Genomic DNA, 18021 nt, shown 5'->3' on the forward strand with positions numbered 1-18021 from the left:
GATCAATACCCGTAGAAGAAGCCCGCGTTATTGATCAGCGCGCGCTGCAGGATCATCAGGATCACGAAAGCCACCAGCGGCGCCAGATCAAGACCGGGGGTATTGGGCAGAATGCGGCGGATCGGCGCATAGATCGGCTCCAAGAGCGAATTCAGGCCGTACCAGATCTGGCGGACCATCTGCTGGTTCAGGTTCAGGACATTGAAATTGATCAACCAGCTCATGATGATGTGGACAATCATCACAAACCACACAATATCCAGTATAAGATTGAGCGCCTGAAACAGCGTGACCATATGCAAAAGACCTCCGGCTGGGTGAGTAACTACCTATGCGAGCCGCAGTCATCTTGCAACCTTGCAACGCATGCCCGTGATATCGATTTTCGGTAAATTCTTCCGGGCAGAATGCTTGCATCGCCGGTATCATGACGCTTTACGCAGTCCCGTTACCATTCAAGAGGTCTCTCATGCAGCGCGACAGGAAAGCTCTCTGGGGCTGGTTTTTCTTCGACTGGGCCAGCCAGCCCTATAACACGCTTCTGCTGACCTTCACCTTCGGCCCCTATATGAAGACGCTTCTGGGCGATGGCAGTGTGGCGCAGGCCGTCTGGGGCTATGGCATTGGCGCGGCAGGGGTGGTGATTGCACTGGCCTCCCCCTTTCTGGGGGCGGTCGCCGATAGAAGCGGGGCCAAACGCCGGTTCCTGTGGCTGTTTTCCGCGATGTATGTGCTGGGAGCTTCCGGCCTGTGGTGGGCCATTCCGCAGGATTACAGCCTGCTCTTTATCCTGACGAGCTTTGCGATCGGGCTGATCGGCATGGAATTCGCGACCACCTTCACCAATGCCTACCTGCCCGAGCTTGGCCCCCGCAGCACATTGGGCCGGATCTCGGGGGCGGGCTGGGCCTTCGGCTATGTCGGCGGGCTGATCCTGCTGATCCTGATGCTGACCCTGTTTCAGGCCAGCCCCGAAACCGGCCATACCCTGATCGGGCGCGCCCCGATCTTCGGGCTGGATGTCGGCAGCCGCGAGGATACGCGCATCGTAGGCCCCCTGACGGCGCTATGGTATGCGGTCTTCATGATCCCGTTTTTCCTCTGGGTGAAAGACCGCCCGAAGCCGGATGCCCTGACGATCAGGGCAGCCGTGGCGCAAGGCTGGCCCAACCTGCGTATGACGCTCGGGTCGCTGCCCAAGCGCCCGAGCCTGATGGCATGGCTGGCGGCGTCGATGCTCTATCGCGACGCGCTCAACGGGGTCTATGTCTTTGGCGGGCTTTATGCGGCGGGCGTGCTGGGCTGGTCGATCACGCAGATCGGCATCTTCGGCATTCTCTCGATTATCGCAGGTGCGATCTTCGCATGGCTCGGCGGGCGCGCGGATGACGGGTTCGGCTCCAAACCGGTTATCATCGCCTGCCTGCTGATGCTGATCGCGGCGGTGCTGGGCATCATCTCGATTACCCCCGATCATGTTTTCGGCCTGCCCGTCACAGCGGAGTCCGCAGCCCCCGATATCGCCTTTTTCGTTCTGGGCTGCGTCATCGGCGGGGCAGGCGGTGCCCTGCAATCGGCCAGCCGTGTGATGATGGTGCACCAGTCCCCGCCCGAGCGGATGACCGAATATTTCGGCATCTATGCGCTGTCGGGCAAGGCCACCGCATTTATCGCGCCGCTGTCCATCGGAATCGTGACCTCGGTGACGGGGCAGCAATCTCTGGGCATCACCCCGGTTTTGGCACTTTTCGTGGCGGGGCTTGTGCTGTTAAGCTGGGTCAGACCGACGGCCACCGCCTCTGCCCCCTCTCGTTCGTAAAACAGGACATTCCGCCCGTGCAACTGTCTCGTCTTCTTCCACTGGTTCTGGTTCTTCCACTGGTTCTGGGGATCTCTCTGGCCTCCGGCGAGATGGCGCAGGCCGAACCGCTTGCACGGCAGCTGTTCGGTGCCAAATCCACCCCCACCACCCAAGCTCCCGCCGCTGTGGGGTTCTATTCCAAGGGCTGTGCTGCGGGTCTGGCCACTATGCCCGAAAGCGGCCCGACATGGCAGATGATGCGCCTGTCGCGCAACCGCTATTATGGCCAGCCCGAAACACTGGCCTTCCTACAGGATCTGTCGCGCTATGCGGCCACCCTGCCCGGCTGGTCGGGGCTTTATATCGGCGATATCGCACAGCCTCGCGGTGGCCCGATGACCGGCGGCCATGCCAGCCACCAGACAGGGCTGGATGCCGATATCTGGATGCTGCCGCCCAAACGGCTGACCCTCAGCCGTGCCGAGCGCGAGAAAATCTCGTCGATCTCCATCCGCACCGCTGACCAGACGCGGACCAATGGCAACTGGACCCCCGCCCATATGGCATTGCTGAAGGCCGCCGCCTCCGACCCGCGGGTGGACCGGATCTTCGTGGCCGCCGCAGCCAAGATCGCCATGTGCAATGCGGCGCCGCGTGGGGACCGCGCGTGGTTGCAGAAAATCCGCCCCTATTGGGGTCATAACACCCATTTCCACGTGCGGCTGAAATGCCCGCCCGGTGCGAAATATTGCGAAGCCCAGACGCCGACCGTGACCCAGCTGTCCAAAGGCGGCGACGGCTGTGACGAGACGCTGAACTGGTGGGTGACCGAAGCCCTGCACCCGACCAAACCCGCCGCCCCGCAAAAGCCGAAAGGCCCTGCACCGCGCACGGCGAAAACCTATACGATGGCGGATCTTCCCGCCCAATGCCGGACGATCCTATCTGCGCAATGAAACCTTTCCTTTTCACCCTGATCGCGCTTTGCCTCGCCTTGCCGGCAAAAGCGCAAACCGCAGGGCCCGCCGAATTCCTGCAGACCTATGTCTGGAAAGTCGACCACCCGCAATTCGGCGGGTTCTCCGGGCTGGAACTGACCGAAGACGGGCGCGAACTGATCACGCTGTCGGACCGGACAAGCCTCTGGCGTGCCACGATCACCCGAGACGCATCAGGCAAGATCACAGCGGTCAGCCCCAGTGCCAATCCGCTTACCCTGCATGACAATCACGACCGCCCGATGACCGTCTCGCGCGGTGATTCCGAGGGGTTGGCCCTTGCCCCCGATGGCGGCGTCTATGTCTCCTTCGAGGGCGACCTGCCGCGTATCGATTATTATGCAAAAGGCTCCAGCAAGGCGGTGCCGCTGCCACGGGCGGCCGAGTTCCGGCATCTTCAGGCCAATGCCTCGCTGGAGGCGCTCGCGATCGACGGACGCGGCGCGCTTTACACCCTGCCCGAACGGTCGGGGCGCTCGGGGCGGCCCTTTCCGGTGTTCAAACTGGCCGATAACCGCTGGTCGCGCCCCTTCTCCATCGCCCGCGAGGGGGAATGGCAGGCCGTGGGCGCAGATTTCGGACCGGACGGGCGCTTCTATCTGCTCGAACGCGATTTCTGGGGGCTTCTGGGCTTCCTGACACGGGTCGAGGTATTCGAGGTCAGGGATGGCAAACTGGGCCAAGGACAGGTTCTGCTGCAGACCACAGCGGGCCATCACGACAATCTCGAAGGGCTTTCCGTCTGGCGCGATACAGAAGGGTTCATCCGGCTGACAATGATTTCGGATGATAATTTCCGCATGCTCCAGCGCACGGAAATCGTCGAATACCGTCTTCCCAAATAAGCATGACCCACGTTTTTTCTTGACCGCAAGGACGGCGAGGCGGTATGCGCGCCTATCGTCCGGCACATCGGACCATGTCTCCGCTACCATGTAAAAACGGTCAAAATCATGAAACACTTCCTCCCTGGCGTTCTCGCTATGGCCATCATTGTCGTGGCCTCCAACATTCTGGTGCAGTTCCTGTTGGGCGACTGGCTCACTTGGGGCGCGGTCACCTATCCTTTCGCCTTTCTCGTCACCGATCTGATGAACCGCTTCTACGGCCCCCGACAGGCGCGCCGCGTCGTTCTGGCGGGGTTTGTCACTGGCGTCCTGTGCTCGCTGATCGGCAGCCAGATCGAAGGCCAGTTCGGCCCGCTCGTTTCGGTGCGCGTCGCCATCGGGTCGGGGTCGGCCTTCCTGCTGGCGCAGATGGTGGATGTCGCCATTTTCGACCGGCTCCGCAGCGGCAGCTGGTGGCGCGCGCCGCTTGTCTCCTCGCTGATCGGATCCTGTCTGGATTCCACGATCTTTTTCTCGATGGCCTTCGCGACCCAGCTCGCCTTCATCTGGCCTGCCGATGATGTCTCATGGGCCAATGAGACCCTGCCGGTTTTGGGCGTCGGACCGATGGCACCGCTTTGGGTTTCGCTTGCGATTGCAGATAGTTCGCTCAAGTTTGCCTTATCTTTGATCGCCTTGCTGCCTTTTAAGGCAGCTGTCACGAAACTATCACCCAAAACAGCATGAATTAACTTGTCATAAACCAAATCTGTGCCACCTTTGAGTTATCGGTAACGCAATGAAAGGAGGTGATCCAGTGTCTAGAGTGATATTGGAGAGAGGTGTCGGGACATTCAGGGGGGCCGAGGCCTGAGGGCAATCCCTAAGGCAATTTGAACCCTGGGTGGGCTCCGTTTCGGATCGTCTTCAGACCCCTAACCGGACCATCTCCTTAGAACTCGGGGGCCGTCTTTCTCAAGACGGCCCTTCAAGTTGCTTCCCCGCCAGGCTTTGCTTTGGGCGGGGTTTTGCTTTTTAGCGCCCTCGCCTTCCCTCATCGCACCGCTTTCCCCTTATGGGGGCTGGACCCGCGCGGCATTTGGTGGCATCCCAAGCCCAACGAAGGAGTGGGCGATGACCGACGTGACACGCGATGTTTCCGCAATGAGCTTCGAAGAAGCGATGAAGGAATTCGAGCAGGTCGTGAACCAGCTTGATCGGGGCGATGTGCCTCTTGACCAGTCGATTGCACTATACGAACGCGGTGCCGCGCTGAAAGAGCGCTGCGCTACCCTTCTCAAGACGGCGGAAGAGCGCGTCGAGAAAATCACGCTGGCCGCCGATGGCACCCCCGCTGGCACGGTGCCGACCGAAGGGCTGTAAATGTTCACCGACCGTCTGACAAATATCCAAACCGCCGTGCAAGCGGCGCTTGACGCGCATGTGGCGCAATATCCGGCAGGCCAGCTGCGTGATGCGATGCATTACGCGCTGCAGGGCGGCAAGCGGCTGCGGGCGTTTCTGGTGCTGGAAGGGGCTGCCATTTTCGACATCCCGACCGAGAAAGCCATGCCTGCGGCCTGCGCGGTCGAGGCGCTGCACGCCTATAGCCTTGTCCATGACGACATGCCCTGCATGGATAACGACGACCTGCGCCGCGGCATGCCGACGGTGCATGTGCAATGGGACGAGGCCACCGCCGCTCTGGCAGGCGATGCGCTCCAGACAATGGCCTTCGAACTGCTGACCAGCCCTGCGCTTGGCACGGCAGAGACCCGTATCAGGCTGGTGGCCGATCTGGCGCAGGCATCTGGTGCGGAGGGCATGGTGTATGGTCAGGCGCTGGATATTGCCGCCGAGACCGCCCCGACCCCGCTGACCATCGAACAGATCATAGAGCTGCAGGAAGGCAAGACCGGCGCGCTGATCGGCTTTGCCGCGAAGGCCGGTGCCGTGCTTGCCGAAAAGGACCCTGCGCCTTTTGCGGCCTATGCCAAGGCTCTGGGCCTTGCTTTCCAGATTGCCGATGACATCTTGGATATCGAGGGCAATGAGGATCTGACCGGCAAGCGCCTGCATAAGGATGCCGAGGCCGGTAAAGCGACCTTTGTGTCGTTGCTGGGGCTTGCGGGCGCAAAGACCCGCGCCACAGAGCTTTGTGACCTCGCCATTGCCGCCCTTGCCCCCTATGCGCAAGGTGCCGATAGCCTACGCGATCTCGCGCGCTTCACCATCGCGCGCAAACACTGACGAAAGCGGATAGCCACAGATGAGCGACCTCCCGCAAAACCAAGCCTCGACCACGCCCGTTCTGGACCGTGTGCGCCTGCCTGCCGATATGAAGGGCCTCAGCGACCGCGAGCTGATCCAGCTGGCCGGAGAGCTGCGCCGTGAAACCGTTGCGGCCGTGTCGGAAACCGGCGGCCATCTGGGCGCGGGTCTGGGGGTGGTCGAATTGACCGTGGCGCTGCATGCGGTCTTTGACGCCCCGCGCGACAAGATCATCTGGGATGTGGGCCACCAGTGCTACCCTCATAAGATCCTGACCGGACGCCGCGACCGTATCCGCACCCTGCGGATGGAGGACGGGCTGTCGGGCTTTACCAAACGCTCGGAAAGCGCCTATGACCCCTTCGGCGCGGGCCATAGTTCGACCTCGATTTCGGCGGCTGTGGGTTTTTCCACCGCGCGCGAACTCGGGGCCGAGACGGGCGATGCGATTGCGGTGATCGGTGACGGCGCCCTGACCGGAGGCATGGCCTTCGAGGCGCTCAACCACGGTGGCCATCTGAAAAACCGCATGTTTGTGGTGCTGAATGACAACGAGATGTCGATTGCGCCGCCTGTCGGGGCTTTGTCGACCTATCTGACGCGGCTCTATTCGGAATCGCCCCTGCAGGACCTCAAGGAGGTCGCCAAGGGTGCCGCCCGCGCCTTCCTGCCCGAGCCCTTCAAGGAAGGGGCGAAACGCGCCAAGGAGATGCTCAAGGGCATGGCCATGGGCGGGACGCTGTTTGAAGAGCTGGGCTTTACCTATATCGGCCCTGTGGACGGGCATGATCTGGAAAGCCTGCTGCCGCTGTTGCGCACGCTGAAGGCGCGCGCCCGTGGGCCGGTGCTGATCCATGCGCTGACCAAGAAGGGCAAGGGCTATGCGCCTGCCGAAAGCCGCCCCGATGGTGGCCATGCGACCGCGAAGTTCAACCTTGCGACCGGCGAGCAGAAGAAAGCGCCGTCGAATGCGCCCTCTTACACCAAGGTCTTTGCCGAGGCGCTGATTTCCGAGGCCGAGCGCGACGAGAAAATCGTCGGCGTGACGGCGGCCATGCCCGATGGCACGGGGCTGAAGGAATTCGGAGCGCATTTCCCGCGCCGGATGTTTGACGTGGGCATTGCCGAGCAGCATGCGGTGACGTTCTCGGCGGGGCTTGCGGCCTCGGGGATCAAGCCCTTCTGCGCGATCTATTCGACCTTCCTGCAACGCGGTTATGACCAGATCGTGCATGACGTGGCGATCCAGAAGCTGCCGGTGCGTTTCGCAATTGACCGCGCGGGGCTGGTGGGGGCTGATGGCGCGACCCATGCGGGCGCCTTCGACACGGCCTTTCTGGCGAACCTGCCCGATTTCGTGGTGATGGCGGCAGGCGACGAGGCCGAGCTGGTGCATATGGTGGCGACCGCCGCGGCCATTGACGACCGTCCCTCGGCCTTCCGCTATCCGCGTGGCGAGGGCATGGGCGTGGATATGCCCCAGCGGGGCGTGCCCTTGGAGATCGGGAAAGGGCGCATCATTCAGGAGGGCGTGAAGCTGGCCATCCTCAGCTATGGCGCGCGCCTGTCGGAAGTGCTGAAGGCCAGCGAGGCACTGCGCGCGCGCGGCATCGTTGTGACCGTGGCCGATGCGCGCTTCTGCAAGCCTTTGGACAAGGATATGATCTTGCAGCTTGTGGCCGAGCATGAGGCCATTCTAACCATCGAGGAAGGCGCGATTGGCGGCTTCGCCAGCCATGTGCAGAACTTCCTGATGGAAGAAGGCGTGTTTGATCGCGGGTTCCGTCTGCGGTCGATGGTGCTGCCTGATGATTTCATCAACCATGCCTCGCCCGAGAAGATGTATCAGGTGGCGGGTATGAATGCCGCGCAGATTGAGGCGAAGGTCTTGGAGATGATGGATATTTCCGTGGCCAAGCGGGCCTGAGGAAAGAAAACGGCCCCTTTGCGGGGCCGTTTGTTTTACTGCGCCTCTTCAGGCGTCAAAAGCCCTTCTGCCACCAGCCTGTCAGCCCATCCCTGAGGTGTGGTAAAAAGATGGGTTTGCCAGCCGCGTGCCTTGGCCGCCGTGATATTGTCGGAGCGGTCATCGGCAAAGAGAAGCGCCTCTGGGGCCACTCCGCAATCCTCTTCCAGCATCTGGTAGATTTTCGGATCGGGTTTGATGACCCCCATATGCCCCGAGATATAGCGGCGGTCAAACTCCTGCAGGAAGTCGTATTTCTCTTCCGCCATAGCGAAGGTACCGATGCCGAAATTCGACAGCGCAAAGACGGGGATGCCCTTGGACCGCAGCGCTCGCAACAGGCGGACCGACTGCGGGATCGCGGGGCTGGCCATTTGCAGCCAGTCGGCGTTCCAGCGCAGGATCTGCTCGCGCCATTCGGGATGGCGCTCGGCCAGTGCCGTGCAAAGCTCGGGAAGGTTGCCGCCCTTGTCGACGGCATCATTCATCGCATGCAGGTCGACCTCGGCAAAGAGGCGCTTGCGGTCTTCGGGGTCCATGAAGCTGTCGAAATGGCGCTCGGGTTGCCATTCGATCAGCACGTTGCCGATATCGAATACGACGGCCTTGATCATTTCCACAGAGCCTCGGCATGGAAGGCCAGATGGTCGGCCATGAAGCTTTGCACGAAGAAATAGCTATGGTCATAGCCCTTCTGCATGCGGAAGGTGCCCTCTTGGCGGCGCGCCATCATGGCCCCGGCCAGCGCTTCGGGGCGCAGCAGGTCAAGGAACTGGTCAGACGCGCCCTGATCCACCAGAACGGGGCCGTCAAAGCCGAGTTCGGTCATCAGATGGGTGCTGTCGTGGTCAAGCCACGCGGCCTCATCGGTGCCCAGATAGGCGCCCAGCTGCTTGCGGCCCCAATCGCTTTGCGTGGGTTGCGCGATGGGCGCAAAGGCCGAGACCGACCGGAACCGCCCCGGCAGGCGCATCGCTAGGGTCAGCGCGCCATGCCCGCCCATCGAATGGCCGGTGATCGACTGGCGATCGGGGTCGATGGCGAATTCCGACAGCAGGAGCGCGGGCAGCTCTTCGGCCACATAGTCCCACATGCGGAAATGCTTGGCCCAGGGGTCCTGCGTGGCATTGACGTAAAAGCCCGCGCCTTGGCCCAGATCATAGGCCTCGTCATTGGCAACGCCTTCGCCACGCGGCGAGGTATCGGGGAAAACCAGCCCCACACCATGTTCCGCCGCCCAAGCCTGAGCGCCCGCTTTGGTCATCGCGTTCTCATGGGTGCAGGTCAGCCCCGACAGATACCACAAAAGCGGCACGGGGCCGTCTTCGGCCTCTTCGGGCAGGAACAGACCAAAGGTCATCTCGGTGCCGGTGGCCTTGGAGTCATGCGCATAGACGCCTTGGACGCCCTCGAAGCAGCGGTTTTCGGAAATAATGCGCATGGCACCCTCTCTTATTGGACCCAGTGCAGAATGACTGGCAGCGTTAGAATACTGGCGGCCGTTGACACGAAGATGGCAGCAGAGACCCGCGGCGCGCCGATGTTATAGTTTTGCGCCAGCATGTAGACATTTCCCGCGACAGGCAAGGAGGCGGTGGCCACCATCACCCCCGCATCGAAACGGTCCACGCCAAAGACAAAAAACGCCGAAAGCGCGATCACGCAGGGATGTAGTGCCAGCTTGCAGACCGACAGCCACGACGCGGGGCCAAGCCGGTTCAGCGTCAGCGCCGCAAGGCTGGCGCCTATGGCGAAAAGCGCACCTGGGGTGGCGGCGGCACCCAGCATGGTCACGGTATGGGACAGCCACTCGGGGATCGGCAGGCCGGAGGCCGACCAGATAAGCCCCGCCGCCATCGAGACCACCATCGGGTTTTTCACCACTCCCAAGGCAAGGGGCCACATAGCGACCCGCCCTGTGCGGGCCGCGCTGATCACCACGGTAAACAGCACCGAGAATACGATCAGATCGACGCAGAGCACCATGATGATGGCGGGCACCGCCTCCGGCCCCAGCACGGCAGCCAGCATCGGCACGCCCAGAAAGCCGGTATTGCCGATCATCGCGGTCTGCGCTTCGATGGTGGACATATCGGTGGCCTCGCCGCGCAGCTTTGCCACCGCGAAAGCCATCAGCCAGATACAAAGCGATCCCGCAAGATAGGCGCCCATAAAGCGCGCCTGAAACACATGGCTGATCTCCAGCCCCGAAGTGAAGTCGAACAGCATTGCCGACAGCGGGAAGAAGAAGATGAATTTCGTCAGATAGGCCGTCGCAGCGGGCGGGAAAAAACCGATGCGTCCGGCAGACCAGCCAAGCCCGATCAGGGCGAAAAACGGAAGCAGCTGCAGGAATATCGCGAACATAGGATGTCGCTAGCACGGCTCTTGCAAAAGCGCCAGCCTGTCCATGATAAGCCTGCTTGGCGCTTAGCCGCCGCCGATCAGCACACCTGCGGCAAAGACCAGCGCGCCGCCCAGCACCACTTGGAAGACCGCGCGCAGGAAGGGCGTCTCCATATAGCGGTTCTGGATCCAGGCAATCGCCCAGAGTTCGACAAAGACCACCATCATCGCGATGATGGTGGCGGTCCAGAAATCGGGGATCAGATAGGGCAGCGCATGGCCCAACCCTCCCAAAGCCGTCATCACCCCCGAGGCCAGACCGCGCTTGAGCGGCGAGCCACGGCCCGAGATAACCCCGTCGTCATGGGCGGCCTCGGTGAAGCCCATCGAGATCCCCGCCCCGACCGAAGCCGCAAGCCCGACCAGCAGCGTGGTCTTCGGGTCCTGCGTGGCGAAAGCGGTGGCAAAGATCGGCGCCAGAGTCGAGACCGACCCGTCCATCAGCCCCGCCAGACCGGGTTGCACCCAGGTCAGCACGAATTGACGATGCGCCGCGCGGTCTTCCTCGGCACGGGCGTCGGGGGTCAGATGTTCTTCCACAAGATGCTCGGCCGTGGCTTCATGCCCCGCCTCGGCAGCGGCAAGATCGCCCAGCAGCTTACGGGTCGTGGCATCGGTGGCACGTCCGGCAGCAGCGGTATAGAAACGCTCGGCCTCGCGTTCCATCGCGGCCGCTTCCCCGCGCATGGCGTCCAGCGACATGGTCTCGGCCATCCAGACCGGCTTGCGCGAATAGAACCCCGCGATATGTTCGCGCCGGATCAGCGGGATCACCTGACCGAACCGCGCCTGATGTGTTTCAATCAAACGGCGGCGGTGTTCGTCTTCCTCCAGTGCCATCCCGTCGAACACCTTGGCCGAGGCGGGAAATTCCGCCCGTAGATGCTCGGCAAACTGACGGTAGATGCGGGCGTCATCCTCTTCCGACGAAATCGCCAGCGCGAGGATCTCCTGCTCGTTCAGGTCCGAAAAGCGGCGACGGTTACCGAGGAAGGAAAACATGGATGCGGCCCTCAACTTTAGAACAGTTCTAAGGTAGGCGAGGCGCGGTTCTTTGCCAAGACCGAAAACCTCACAGGCCCTATTTTACCTTCTCTGCCCCTCTGTCGAGTGCTAAAGACGCCATGCTTCATAACAAACCACGGATTTTAAGATGAAATCTTTGACACTCGGCCTTGGCGTCTGGTTGCTGGTCGCCAGTGCGACCACCATCGGGATAGGCCTGCTACCGGTCGATTTCACGCATCACTTCGATTATTTCAATAGCCCTGGCGAGGCCGTCGTTGCGATCTTGGGCGTTGTCGCCTTGCCCGGTGTGATCGCTGCGGGGATAACGTTTACGCTTGCCGCAAACCGCCGCCCCGATGTCGCCTGTATCTTGGGGACATGCGGCGTGAGCATCTGCCTAGCCAGCATATCGCTCGGCATAGGTTATAGCGCCTATTACCATCTTACGGGAGACATCCCGACCCCTATCGCCATCATCCTGTTTCTGACATTCTGGCTATGCCTCTATGCAGGCTTTTTCTTCAGCCCGATCATGCGGCTTGACGATCCGGCGATCAGCGCTGCCAACTGGCGCAGGCTAATAAGCTTTGTAGCAATCTGTGTCGTGTTTTTCGTTCTCGGCCTCGTCAGCAAAGACACGCCCTTCGAACTTATTCACAGAGCAATCGCCGCATTGGGCGTCAACAGCCTCCAACCCGTGGAAAAATCCTCGATCGATATCGGGGCGGCGCTGACCATTGCCTTTGGCGTGGAAACAGGGCTGGCTTGGGCGCGGCGTTACGAGGCGGAGCAAGGGGCGGCCAAGGCCGCCTGAGGCCGGAAGGGGATCAGACCTCCGAGGCCTCTTCCCGACCGATATGGCGTTCGCCGCGGGCCTTCGCCAGCTGGATCTGATGCTCGCGCTCGCGGAAACGGGCGCGGTCTTCCGGCCCGTATTCATCCACGCAATGGTGACATTGCACGCCCTGCTCGAATTCGGGGCGGGCGCGGTCTTCGGGGGCAAGCGGGCGGCGGCAGGCATGGCAGACCTCGCGGTGCTTGCCCTGCTCCAGCCCGTGGGTCAGCGCCACACGCCCGTCAAACACGAAGCAATCGCCTTCCCAGAGGCTGTTTTCCTTGGGCATCTCTTCAAGATATTTCAGGATGCCGCCCTTCAGGTGGTAGACATCCTCGACACCCTGCCCGATCAGATAGTTGGTCGATTTCTCGCAGCGGATACCGCCGGTGCAGAACATCGCCACGCGCTTGTTATGGAAACGCTCGCGGTTCTCTTCCCACCATTTCGGGAAATCGCGGAAGGTCTTGGTTTTGGGGTCCACAGCGCCTTTGAAGGTGCCGATATCGACCTCGTAATCATTGCGCGTATCGATCACCACAACATCAGGCGCCTGAATGAGTTCGTTCCACTCTTCCGGCGTGCAGTAATTGCCGACCGAGGCCGTCGGATCCACATCCGGCTGGCCCATCGTCACGATCTCTTTCTTCAGCTTCACCTTCATCCGCAGGAAGGGTTCTTCCTCGGCGGTGCTTTCCTTCCAGTCCAGATCGGCACAGCCCGGAAGCGCGCGCACATGGGCGAGCACGGCATCGATCCCTTCGCGCGGGCCGGCGATGGTGCCATTGATCCCCTCATGGGCCAGCAGAAGCGTGCCCTTGACGCCCTGCGCCTGTGCCAGCGCCAAGAGCGGGCCACGGATGGCGGCCAGATCATCGAATCGGGTGAAGTGATAGAGTGCGGCTACGATATACATGCGCCTGCGTTTACTGCCTTGAGCCCGCTTCAGGCAAGCCTGATATAATCTGTATTACAACCACAGCTTTTCCGTGCCAGTTGACCCTTGGCCCAGCGCCGCCTAGCCTGCCTGACACAACAGCGGAGCCCTCTCTTGACCACAGCCCTGATCGTCATCGATATGCAGAACGACTTCTGTCCGGGCGGCAAACTTGCCGTTACTGCAGGCGACGAGATTGTCACAGAAATCAATGCGCTGATGGGCGAGCATGACGTGACCGTACTGACGCAGGACTGGCATCCCGCCGACCACCAATCCTTTGCCTCGAACCACGGGGCCGATCCCTATTCGGTGGCGCACATGCCTTATGGTCCGCAGGTCCTGTGGCCGGATCATTGCGTGCAGGGCACGCAAGGCGCGGCGTTTCACCCCGATCTGGCCACGGATGCCGCCGATCTGGTGCTGCGCAAGGGCTTTCGCCCCGCGATCGACAGCTATTCGGCCTTTTTCGAGAATGACCGGACCACGCCCACCGGCCTGCATGGCTATCTGCAAGAGCGCGGTGTGACGGACCTGACCTTCTGCGGGCTGGCCCTGGATTTCTGCGTCGCTTGGTCCGCGCTGGATGCGGCAAAGCTGGGCTATGGGGTCCGCGTCCGGCATTCGGCCTGCCGTGGCATCGATCTGGACGGCTCACAGGCGGCGGCGCTGGGCAGGATGGAGGCGGCGGGCATTCGGCTTGCCTGACCCCCGGCTCTTGCCAAGTGCCTGATTTATCGGTTTAGTCCCTGCCATAACGAGGGAGGGGCCGAGTATGGTCGATATCGCGACGCGCGTTTATAACCACAAGTGGAAGATCGACCCGATCATCCGCTCCCTGATCGACACCGATTTCTACAAGCTGCTGATGTGCCAGTCGATCTTCCGCAACAGCCCCGATACGGTGGTGCGGTTCTCGCTGATCAACCGCTCGAAAGACATCAAGCTGGCCGAGCTGATCGACGAGAATGTCCTGCGCATGCAACTGGATTACGCCCGCTCGCTGAAACTGTCGCGCGGGGAAAGCACATGGCTGCGCGGCAATATGTTCTATGGCAAGCGCCAGATGTTCCGCCCCGACTTCATGGAGTGGTTCGACAACTACCAGCTGCCGGAATATGACCTACAGGTCAAAGACGGCCAGTACGAGCTGACCTTCGAAGGCCGCTGGCATGAGGTCATGCTTTGGGAAATTCCCGCGCTGGCAATCCTGATGGAGCTGCGCTCGCGCGCGATTGTCAACCAGATGCGCCGTTTCGAGCTGCAGGTGCTCTATGCCCGCGCGATGACCCGCATCTGGGAAAAGATCAATGCGCTCAAGGATCTCGAAGGGCTGAAAATCGCGGATTTCGGCACGCGCCGCCGCCATAGCCATCTTTGGCAGGACTGGTGCGTGCAGGCGATGCTGGAAGGTCTGGGCGACAGTGCGGCGGGCGGGGCCTTTACCGGCACCTCGAACTGCCTGATCGCCATGCGCCGCGACATCGAGGCGGTGGGCACCAATGCCCATGAATTGCCAATGGTCTATGCCGCCTTGGCCGATACCGACGAAGCGCTCAAGCAGGCCCCGTACAAGGTGCTTGCGGACTGGCACGAAGAGCATGACGGCAACCTGCGCATCATCCTGCCCGACACTTACGGCACCGAAGGCTTCCTGCGCGATGCACCAAGCTGGCTGGCAGGCTGGACCGGCATCCGTATCGATAGCGGCGATCCGGCCCCTCTGGCCGAGGCCGCGATCCGCTGGTGGGAGTCGAAAGGGGAAGACCCGCGCAAGAAGCTGGTGATCTTCTCTGACGGGCTGGATGTCGAGGAGATCCGCAAGCTGCATGGCCAGTTCCACGGGCGGGTCAAATGCAGCTTTGGCTGGGGCACGCTGCTGACCAATGACTTCCGCGGCTTCGTGCCGGATGACGGGCTGGCTCCGTTCAGCCTTGTCTGCAAGGCGATCTCGGCCAATGGCAAACCGACGGTGAAACTGTCGGACAATCCCAATAAGGCGATGGGCCCGCTCTCCGAGATCGACCGCTACCGCCGCGTGTTCGGCATCGGCCAGCAAATCGCGCGCGATGTGATTGTCTGACCGTAAATGCATGACAGGCTGTGCAATTCAGCCACAAGCTGCCTCTTGCACCCGCCCGTGAAACGCGCCACTTTCGCGCTGTTCTCAGGGCGGGGCGAAATTCCCCACCGGCGGTAAGCAGCAGGTCTGCAAGCCCGCGAGCGCCCTCACCAAGAGGGGTCAGCAGATCGGGTGCAATTCCCGAGCCGACGGTCATAGTCCGGATGGAAGAGAATGTGTCAGGCGCGCGCCCTTCGCGAAGCGTTCTGGCATGTGATCGCCTTGGGTGACGTGTTGTTGCGAAAGGAGATCCAGATGACACCCACCCGTTATGCTTTCGTCAAAGCGCAGTGGCATGCCGATATTGTCGATCAGGCACTGAAAGGATTTTACGAACTGATCCCTGCCGATCAGGTTGACGTGTTCGATGCGCCGGGGGCGTTCGAACTGCCCTTGGCCGCCAAGAAACTGGCCCAAACGGGGCGCTATGCCGCCATCGCCTGTGCGGCCTTCGTGGTGGATGGCGGGATCTACCGTCATGATTTCGTGGCCCAGACCGTGGTCGACGGCCTGATGCGCACCGGCCTTGAAACCGGTGTTCCGGTCCTGTCGGTCTCGCTGACCCCGCATCACTATCAGGAAACCGACCACCACAACCGGATCTACAAAGACCATTTCGTGCAGAAAGGCCGCGAGGCGGCGCAGGCCGCTCTGGGTGTCACGACGCTGCATGACCAGCTTGCGGCGCTTGCAAAGGCCTGAGCGGCCTGCGCCACACGCCCCAGCAGGGTCTGGCCGTAATACTCTGGCCCCGCACATGGAAAAGACGCAAGCGGGGCTTGCGTCTTTTGCGTTTCAGGCTGTGGCCGCGCTCAGGCGACCAGCGTCAGCAGCAGATAGATGCCGATGGCAAGGACCGCCGAGAAGGGCACGGTCACCACCCAAGCTGCGGCCACCTGCAGGATATGCGCGCGGCGCACCAGAAGGCGGCGCTTGCGTTCTTCGGGCGGCACAGGCTTGCCCTTTTGCAGCGCACCGGGACGGGCGGCCCGACGCTGAGCGTGGAACTCACGGTAAAAGCCCACGCCGAAGATCCCGCCGACAGCGATATGGGTCGAGCTGACCGGCAGCCCCAGCCAGCTTGCAACGATGACGGTGATCGCCGCCGACAGCGCCACACAGAAGGCCCTGACCGTGTTGAGCTTGGTAATCTCGGAGCCGACCAGCTTGATCAGGCGCGGCCCGAACAGCAGCAGACCGAAGGAGATCCCCATTGCGCCCACCAGCAGAACCCAAAGCGGCAGACCGACCGAAGACGAGATAGACCCCACCTCGACGGTATGCACGATGGCCGCCAGCGGCCCGACCGCATTGGCCACATCATTGGCCCCATGCGCAAAGGACAGCAGCGCCGCCGCCGCGATCAGCGGGAAGGAGAACAGCGTCTTGACCGACTTCTTGCGGTTTTCCAGCCCTTCGGACTGGCGCCGGATCAGCGGGATCGAAATCAGCCAGCAGGCCACGCCAAACCCGACCCCCAGCAAGCAGGAGACGTTGAGCGGGATCGGAAACACATGCTTGAGGCCCTTATACAGGATATAGGCCCCGAAAGCGCCCGCCATGATCCCGTTCCAGACCGGCACCCAGCGCCGCGCGGCCTGAATGCGCTCTTCGACATCCAGCATCTGGCGGCGGATCACCGCAAGAAAGGCCGCCGCAATCACCCCGCCCAGCACAGGCGCAATCACCCAGCTGGCCGCGATCCGGAAGATCATCGTCCAGTCGATCGCATGGAACCCTGCCGCCATCGCCCCTGCCCCGACGACACCGCCCACGATCGAGTGGGTGGTCGAGACCGGAGCCCCGATCCATGTCGCAAGGTTCAGCCACAGCGCCGCTGCCAGCGATGCGGCCATCATCACCCAGATATATTTTGTGGGATCTTGCAGCGCGAGCGGGTCCACAATGCCTGTGGCCACGGTTTTCACCACATCGCCGCCCGCCAGAAGCGCCCCGCTGGTCTCGAACACGGCGGCAATCACCAGCGCGCCCAGCATCGGCAATGCTTTGGAACCGACCGCCGGCCCCATGTTGTTGGCAACGTCATTAGCCCCGATATTCAGCGCCATATACGCACCGATCGCGGCCCCGACAACCACAACCCCCTGCCCCGGCCCGGCCCCCATCAGCAGCGCGGCCACAAGCCCCGCCAGACCGATAAAGGCCAGCGCAATTCCCGGTGCAACCAGACTGCGCGACACATGCTGTGCGCCATGCTCAAGACGCCCGAGGCGCTTCAAATCGCGGTCAAGCGTCTTCCACTGGTTTACACCCTTGCCGTCTTGTTCGTTCAAAGACATGAATCCGCCACAAAACTGTTACATTCAGGGGCGGGCCATAAAAGGGACGCGGCTAGAAATCAACGTTTGATACTGGTCAATGACAGAATTATGTCAGACAGCCCCTCTTCGGCAACGGCCTGTGCCGCAGCTTCCGGTGCAAACCAGCGCCGTTCGCGCTCTCCGGCTTCGGGGAAATCCGGCGACAGTTCTGCCTGCGACAGATGGAACACGGCCACCTCCACAGCAATATCCAGCCCGCTATCCAGCCCCTTGTCATAGGTGAAATGGCCAACCGCCCGCTCGGTGATGCGCCCGCGGGCCCCTGCCTCTTCCCATGCCTCCTGTGCCGCCGCCCCCGAAAGCGACCGGCCACGCATCGGCCACCCTTTCGGGGTCACCCAGCGCCCCGTCCCGCGCGAGGTAATCAGCAGGACTTCGGTTTTTTCGCCGCGCCCGCGCGTGCACAGCGCCGCCACCTGCAAGGCGGCAGGGCGACGGCCCAGAAGACTGCCCAGCACATCCATCAGGCGGCGGATCATGACCTTTCCCTTTCCGCTTGCGTCGGTTC

At 61.9% G+C, this 18021-nt stretch carries 19 protein-coding genes and 1 riboswitch; of the genes, 11 read left to right on the forward strand and 8 right to left on the reverse strand.

Annotated features, from left to right (window positions below):
* Positions 1 to 2: 2 nt before the first annotated feature.
* Positions 3 to 296 carry a YggT family protein gene (locus WDB86_RS08790; protein ID WP_339108846.1) on the reverse strand — a complete coding sequence of 98 codons (294 nt, stop codon included), beginning with the start codon at positions 294 to 296 and terminating at the stop codon, positions 3 to 5.
* Positions 297 to 469: 173 nt separating this feature from the next.
* On the opposite strand from WDB86_RS08790, the gene WDB86_RS08795 reads away from it, so the two are divergent.
* From WDB86_RS08795 to dxs, 7 genes are all read left to right on the forward strand, one after another.
* Positions 470 to 1819 (forward strand): MFS transporter, encoded by a 1350-nt coding sequence (locus WDB86_RS08795; protein WP_406735707.1) that lies wholly within the window; start codon positions 470 to 472, stop codon positions 1817 to 1819.
* Between the two features lie 41 nt (positions 1820 to 1860).
* Positions 1861 to 2757: a penicillin-insensitive murein endopeptidase gene (gene mepA / locus WDB86_RS08800; RefSeq protein ID WP_406737034.1), complete on the forward strand. Its 897-nt coding sequence runs from the start codon at positions 1861 to 1863 to the stop codon at positions 2755 to 2757.
* Positions 2754 to 3644: an esterase-like activity of phytase family protein gene (locus WDB86_RS08805; RefSeq protein WP_406735708.1), complete on the forward strand. Its 891-nt coding sequence runs from the start codon at positions 2754 to 2756 to the stop codon at positions 3642 to 3644. Before mepA ends, WDB86_RS08805 begins: the two co-directional genes overlap by 4 nt.
* A gap of 108 nt (positions 3645 to 3752) precedes the next feature.
* Entirely contained in the window at positions 3753 to 4373 is a 621-nt protein-coding gene (locus tag WDB86_RS08810) for a queuosine precursor transporter (RefSeq protein ID WP_406720185.1), read from the forward strand.
* A gap of 387 nt (positions 4374 to 4760) precedes the next feature.
* Complete coding sequence (locus WDB86_RS08815; RefSeq protein WP_339108843.1) at positions 4761 to 5009, forward strand: exodeoxyribonuclease VII small subunit; 249 nt, start codon at positions 4761 to 4763, stop codon at positions 5007 to 5009.
* Positions 5010 to 5876 carry a polyprenyl synthetase family protein gene (locus WDB86_RS08820; protein ID WP_406735709.1) on the forward strand — a complete coding sequence of 289 codons (867 nt, stop codon included), beginning with the start codon at positions 5010 to 5012 and terminating at the stop codon, positions 5874 to 5876.
* A gap of 19 nt (positions 5877 to 5895) precedes the next feature.
* Complete coding sequence (gene dxs / locus WDB86_RS08825) at positions 5896 to 7824, forward strand: 1-deoxy-D-xylulose-5-phosphate synthase (RefSeq protein ID WP_406735710.1); 1929 nt, start codon at positions 5896 to 5898, stop codon at positions 7822 to 7824.
* A 35-nt stretch (positions 7825 to 7859) separates the two neighbouring features.
* On the opposite strand, the gene WDB86_RS08830 is transcribed toward dxs, so the two are convergent.
* The 4 genes from WDB86_RS08830 to mbfA all read right to left on the reverse strand — a co-directional run bounded on the left by WDB86_RS08830 (position 7860) and on the right by mbfA (position 11271).
* Positions 7860 to 8477, reverse strand: coding sequence for an HAD family hydrolase (locus WDB86_RS08830; protein ID WP_406735711.1), 618 nt, complete (start codon positions 8475 to 8477; stop codon positions 7860 to 7862).
* A complete protein-coding gene (fghA, locus tag WDB86_RS08835) occupies positions 8474 to 9304 on the reverse strand; it encodes an S-formylglutathione hydrolase (RefSeq protein WP_406735712.1) in 831 nt (276 codons plus the stop codon). Before fghA ends, WDB86_RS08830 begins: the two co-directional genes overlap by 4 nt.
* An 11-nt stretch (positions 9305 to 9315) precedes the next feature.
* The gene (locus WDB86_RS08840; RefSeq protein WP_406735713.1) at positions 9316 to 10230 is read right to left on the reverse strand and encodes an AEC family transporter; all 915 of its coding nucleotides are present in this window, start codon (positions 10228 to 10230) and stop codon (positions 9316 to 9318) included.
* A gap of 63 nt (positions 10231 to 10293) precedes the next feature.
* Entirely contained in the window at positions 10294 to 11271 is a 978-nt protein-coding gene (gene mbfA / locus WDB86_RS08845; RefSeq protein ID WP_339108837.1) for an iron exporter MbfA, read from the reverse strand.
* Positions 11272 to 11422: 151 nt separating this feature from the next.
* On the opposite strand from mbfA, the gene WDB86_RS08850 reads away from it, so the two are divergent.
* A complete protein-coding gene (locus tag WDB86_RS08850) occupies positions 11423 to 12091 on the forward strand; it encodes a hypothetical protein (protein WP_406735714.1) in 669 nt (222 codons plus the stop codon).
* Between the two features lie 13 nt (positions 12092 to 12104).
* On the opposite strand, the gene WDB86_RS08855 is transcribed toward WDB86_RS08850, so the two are convergent.
* A complete protein-coding gene (locus tag WDB86_RS08855; protein WP_406735715.1) occupies positions 12105 to 13028 on the reverse strand; it encodes a rhodanese-related sulfurtransferase in 924 nt (307 codons plus the stop codon).
* 135 nt (positions 13029 to 13163) lie between these two features.
* On the opposite strand from WDB86_RS08855, the gene pncA reads away from it, so the two are divergent.
* The 3 genes from pncA to WDB86_RS08870 all read left to right on the forward strand — a co-directional run bounded on the left by pncA (position 13164) and on the right by WDB86_RS08870 (position 15873).
* Positions 13164 to 13757, forward strand: coding sequence for a bifunctional nicotinamidase/pyrazinamidase (pncA, locus tag WDB86_RS08860; protein WP_406735716.1), 594 nt, complete (start codon positions 13164 to 13166; stop codon positions 13755 to 13757).
* Between the two features lie 67 nt (positions 13758 to 13824).
* A complete protein-coding gene (gene pncB, locus WDB86_RS08865; RefSeq protein ID WP_339108832.1) occupies positions 13825 to 15132 on the forward strand; it encodes a nicotinate phosphoribosyltransferase in 1308 nt (435 codons plus the stop codon).
* 76 nt (positions 15133 to 15208) lie between these two features.
* A riboswitch (FMN riboswitch) is annotated at positions 15209 to 15351 on the forward strand.
* Between the two features lie 75 nt (positions 15352 to 15426).
* The gene (locus WDB86_RS08870) at positions 15427 to 15873 is read left to right on the forward strand and encodes a 6,7-dimethyl-8-ribityllumazine synthase (RefSeq protein ID WP_339108831.1); all 447 of its coding nucleotides are present in this window, start codon (positions 15427 to 15429) and stop codon (positions 15871 to 15873) included.
* A 110-nt stretch (positions 15874 to 15983) separates the two neighbouring features.
* Here the strand turns inward: WDB86_RS08870 and WDB86_RS08875 are convergent, their stop codons facing one another.
* Both WDB86_RS08875 and WDB86_RS08880 read right to left on the reverse strand, forming a co-directional pair.
* Positions 15984 to 17471 carry an inorganic phosphate transporter gene (locus WDB86_RS08875; RefSeq protein ID WP_339108830.1) on the reverse strand — a complete coding sequence of 496 codons (1488 nt, stop codon included), beginning with the start codon at positions 17469 to 17471 and terminating at the stop codon, positions 15984 to 15986.
* A gap of 59 nt (positions 17472 to 17530) precedes the next feature.
* On the reverse strand, positions 17531 to 17992 hold the full coding sequence (locus WDB86_RS08880; protein WP_339108829.1) for an NUDIX domain-containing protein: 462 nt from the start codon (positions 17990 to 17992) through the stop codon (positions 17531 to 17533).
* Positions 17993 to 18021: the final 29 nt, after the last annotated feature.

Source organism: Thioclava sp. GXIMD4215 (assembly GCF_045291555.1).
GTDB lineage: Bacteria > Pseudomonadota > Alphaproteobacteria > Rhodobacterales > Rhodobacteraceae > Thioclava > Thioclava litoralis.